This window comes from Ilumatobacter nonamiensis YM16-303 (genome assembly GCF_000350145.1).
Lineage (GTDB): Bacteria > Actinomycetota > Acidimicrobiia > Acidimicrobiales > Ilumatobacteraceae > Ilumatobacter_A > Ilumatobacter_A nonamiensis.
Window position 1 is genome coordinate 1 of sequence record NZ_BAOL01000090.1, and the last position, 3,562, is coordinate 3,562.

The following is a 3,562-nucleotide window of genomic DNA, read 5'->3' on the forward strand; positions in this document are numbered from 1 at the left end:
CCACGGCGACTCAACGATCCCCGCGAGCGGCGGGTACTCGCCCGAGATGCTGATGGCCGATGTCGACCATGCACTCGCCCATCTGACCGACGACGATCCGGACCGTTCGATCACCGTGTTGGGACGCGGCCTCGGCGCCTACGTCGCCCTCCAGATCGCCGGAGCGCGTGCGAGCCAGGTCCACGGCGCGATCCTCACGGACGGTCCCGGCCTGGCCGGTGGCCCCACGGGTCCGAGTTCGCAGAGCTTCTTCGCCCTCGACACCGACGGATCGGCACCCGACCCGTACGGGCTGGTGGAGCTCGGCCGTGATCTCCGCCCCGCCGACTACGCGATGTCGTACGTGTCGTTGGCGACCGCCGGATCACCGGCGGTCAATCCGATCACGGTCGCGAGCAGTTTCCGCCCGAAGTGGCTCGAAGCGGTCGCCGATGCCCCCGGCGTGGCCGTCGCCTCGATCGCCGAAGCACTCGACGCATACGGAAGCTGATCGCAATCGGTCAGGACGATCGTCGGGCCAGGTAGTCCCGTGCGGCCGATCGTGCCTCGGGATCGCTGAGTGCCGCTCCCAGCAGGTCGGCATCGGCCCAAGCGCCGGTCGTCGATGCGACGTTCTCGAGCGCCGCGTCGACCTGTCGCTTGGTGGCCCGAACGACGGACGGCGCCTTGCGTGCGAGGTCGGCCGCCAGCTCGTCGACCGTCGCCTCGAGGTCGGCGCGCGGCACCACACGGTTCACGAAACCGAGCGATCGCGCCTCCTCGGAGTCGAACGGACGGCACGTCAGCACCAGTTCGCGCACGATCGCCGGCGGGATCTCCCGGACCAGTCGCGGGATTCCGCCCCACGCGAGCGGGATGCCGAGATCGACCTCGGGGATCGAGAAGACGGTGTCATCGGCGGCGATGCGGAGATCACAGACGCCGGCGAGCACCACCCCACCGCCGACGCACGGCCCTTTGATCGCGGCGATCGTCAGCGCGCGCATCCGCTCCATCGCTTCGGCCATCCGGCGACCCAGATCAGCCTGCGCTCGACTGTCGGCGGTCGACGATGTGCCGTCGGCGAACTCGCGAAGGTCGAATCCCGAAGAGAACGCCCGCCCCGCACCGGTGACGATCACGACACTGGCATCGGTCGTGTCGAACCACTCGGCCGCACTCGCGATCTCGGCGAGCGGACGTGTTCCCAGCGGATTCAGCTTGTCGGGCTGATTCAAGGTGAGTCGACCGATGCGCCCGTCGACCGTGGCGTGCAGTGTGTCGAACCGCGCTGACTCAGCCATGTCCGCATCGTGTCACCTCGCGGTCGCGTCGATCGGGTCGGCGTCGTGCGGGTCTATCGTTCCTGATGTGACCTGGTCGTGGATTCTGCTCGCCGTGGTGGCGTTCGTGGCGATGGAGCCGATCACGGCCGCGACGCATCGATGGGTGATGCACGGTCTCGGCGAGTTCCTGCATCGCAGCCATCACCGGCGGACATCGGGAGGATGGGAAACCAACGACTGGTATCCCGTGATTTTCGCCGCGATCGTCAACCTCGCCCTGTTCGCCGGCTTCAACTGGGACGGGTTCGGATCGCTCGTCCCCGTCGCCGTCGGAGTGACGGCGTACGGCGCCGCGTACGCGCTCGTGCACGACGTCTACATCCACGGACGTCTCGGCTGGTTCCAGGGCCGCCGGAACGCCGTGCTCGATCACCTCGCCGCTGCCCACCGCATCCACCACCTCTACAGCGCCGCCCCGTACGGCATGCTGCTCCCGATCGTCCCCTCGGACCTCCGCACCCGCGCCGCAACCACCAGCCGCAACCCCCTCGTCAACACCTGAGCATGTGCGCTGGTGCCGGTCACCAACGCACACGCTCGGTCAGAACACGAACAGGCCGGCGGTGCCGGGACCGGTGTGGGCGCCAACGCTGGGGCCGATCCGGTACTGGACGAGTTCCGAGACCGAGGGGTGACCGTCGAACGCCGCCGTGAGCGCCTCGGACATCGGGCGGCTGGACTCGTCGGAGGTTCCGATCGCGATCCGGAGGCCGTCACCGCTCGGCGGCCACGCCAACGCGTCGCCGACCATCACGGCGATCGCCGCATCGAAGTCGACGACGGTGTCGAGCACGAAGAAGTCGGAACCCGTCATCGCCAGGACGGGGATCCCCGCCACCGCTTCTCGTTCGACGTCGATCCCGTCGACTCGGCCGGAGCGATCGAGCAACGCCGGGACGCCCACGACGAACGATGTGTGCAGTCCGTCGGCCTGCTGCTCGGCCACGGCAGCCGCTTGCTCGAGTCCGGCGCCGTCGTAGATCGCCTCCGCCGCGGCCCAGGCGCAGCAGGAGATCCCGAAGCTCGCTGTTCTCGTGTCGACGAGTCGCACCGGGACGTCCACCGACTCGGCCGCGATCCGCGCCGAGTTCAGCGTTCCACTCATCGTCTCGGCGATGTGGACGGACAGGATCTCGTCTGCGCCTCGTTCGACCAGCCGCGCGTACGCGTCGACGAACGCACCGGGCGACGGCTGACTCGTACCCACGTCGGGCGCAACACCCTCGGACCAGGCGGAGTAGAAGCGGTCGGCATCGAGGTCCACCCCCTCGAGGAACTCCACTCCGTCGACGATCACGGTGAGCGGCACCACCTCGATGTCGTAGCGCTCGACCAGCTCCGGCGGAACCTGGCTGTTCGAGTCGACGACCAGGCCGATCATTCGGCCCGTCCCGGCATCGGCTCGAGGGAACCGGGTGGCGGCGAATCACCCGCAGCGATGAAGCGTTCGGCGATGATCGCGCTCGACAGGAGCGCCCCGATCGGCAGCATCGCCGACGGCTTCGGTCCCCAGAGATTGCGCCAACCCTTCGCCCACCAGAGGAGTGCGCCGAGAATCCAGCAACCGCTCGACGCCATCGTCGCCGCGAACGCCCGCTGCTTCCACGCCGGCACCGCCGCCGTCACCGCGGCGACGCCGACATCGATCAAGAAGTACGCGGGGAACGTCGCGAGACATTGCCCGGCACTCGTCGCCACACCCTTGCCGCCCCGAAAACTGCGCGTGACGGGATAGCAGTGACCGGCAACTGCAGCGGTTCCGGCCAGGTGTGCACCGGTCGGTCCCCCGAACACGCCACCCACCGCACACGCGGCCACTCCCTTGCCGATGTCACCCGCCATCACCACGAGCCCGGCCTTCGTCCCGAGCATCTTCATCGCGTTGGCGGCTCCCGGGTTGCCGCTCCCCTCACCACGCAGGTCTGCCGCCCCCATCTTCTTCACGACGAGATCGGCCGTGGAGACCGTGCCGAGAAGGTAGGCGGCGGTCAGACCGATGCCCAGTCGGTTGAACCTGCCTCGTCGACCGCGCCATCGCATGTGTGGGACAGTAGACGTGCGATCGAAACGGACGCGGAACTGTCGACGACGACGAATCCGCGCGTGGAACGGTCGGGGGGCGCTGTTAGATTCATGTCGCTCTCAACGAGAAGAGGTCCACGCCTCGAATAGGCCCCCATCGTCTAGTGGCCTAGGACACCACCCTTTCAAGGTGGCGGCACGGGTTCGAATCCCGT

General features: G+C 68.2%; 5 protein-coding genes. 2 read left to right on the top strand and 3 right to left on the bottom strand.

Features of this window, described 5'->3' with window-relative positions; genetic code table 11:
- A partial coding sequence (locus ON45_RS23070) for an alpha/beta fold hydrolase (protein ID WP_040493638.1) occupies positions 1–490 on the top strand: 490 nt, incomplete at its 5' end.
- A 10-nt stretch (positions 491–500) separates the two neighbouring features.
- Here ON45_RS23070 and ON45_RS10305 read toward each other — a convergent pair.
- A complete protein-coding gene (locus ON45_RS10305; protein WP_040493639.1) occupies positions 501–1,283 on the bottom strand; it encodes an enoyl-CoA hydratase/isomerase family protein in 783 nt (260 codons plus the stop codon).
- Between the two features lie 67 nt (positions 1,284–1,350).
- On the opposite strand from ON45_RS10305, the gene ON45_RS21390 reads away from it, so the two are divergent.
- Positions 1,351–1,827, top strand: coding sequence for a sterol desaturase family protein (locus tag ON45_RS21390; RefSeq protein WP_051062855.1), 477 nt, complete (start codon positions 1,351–1,353; stop codon positions 1,825–1,827).
- Positions 1,828–1,866: 39 nt separating this feature from the next.
- Here ON45_RS21390 and ON45_RS21395 read toward each other — a convergent pair whose 3' ends face one another.
- Both ON45_RS21395 and ON45_RS10320 read right to left on the bottom strand, forming a co-directional pair.
- Positions 1,867–2,706, bottom strand: a complete 840-nt coding sequence (locus ON45_RS21395; protein WP_051062857.1) for a DegV family protein — start codon at positions 2,704–2,706, stop codon at positions 1,867–1,869.
- On the bottom strand, positions 2,703–3,365 hold the full coding sequence (locus tag ON45_RS10320) for a glycerol-3-phosphate acyltransferase (RefSeq protein WP_051062858.1): 663 nt from the start codon (positions 3,363–3,365) through the stop codon (positions 2,703–2,705). Before ON45_RS10320 ends, ON45_RS21395 begins: the two co-directional genes overlap by 4 nt.
- Positions 3,366–3,562 lie beyond the last annotated feature (197 nt).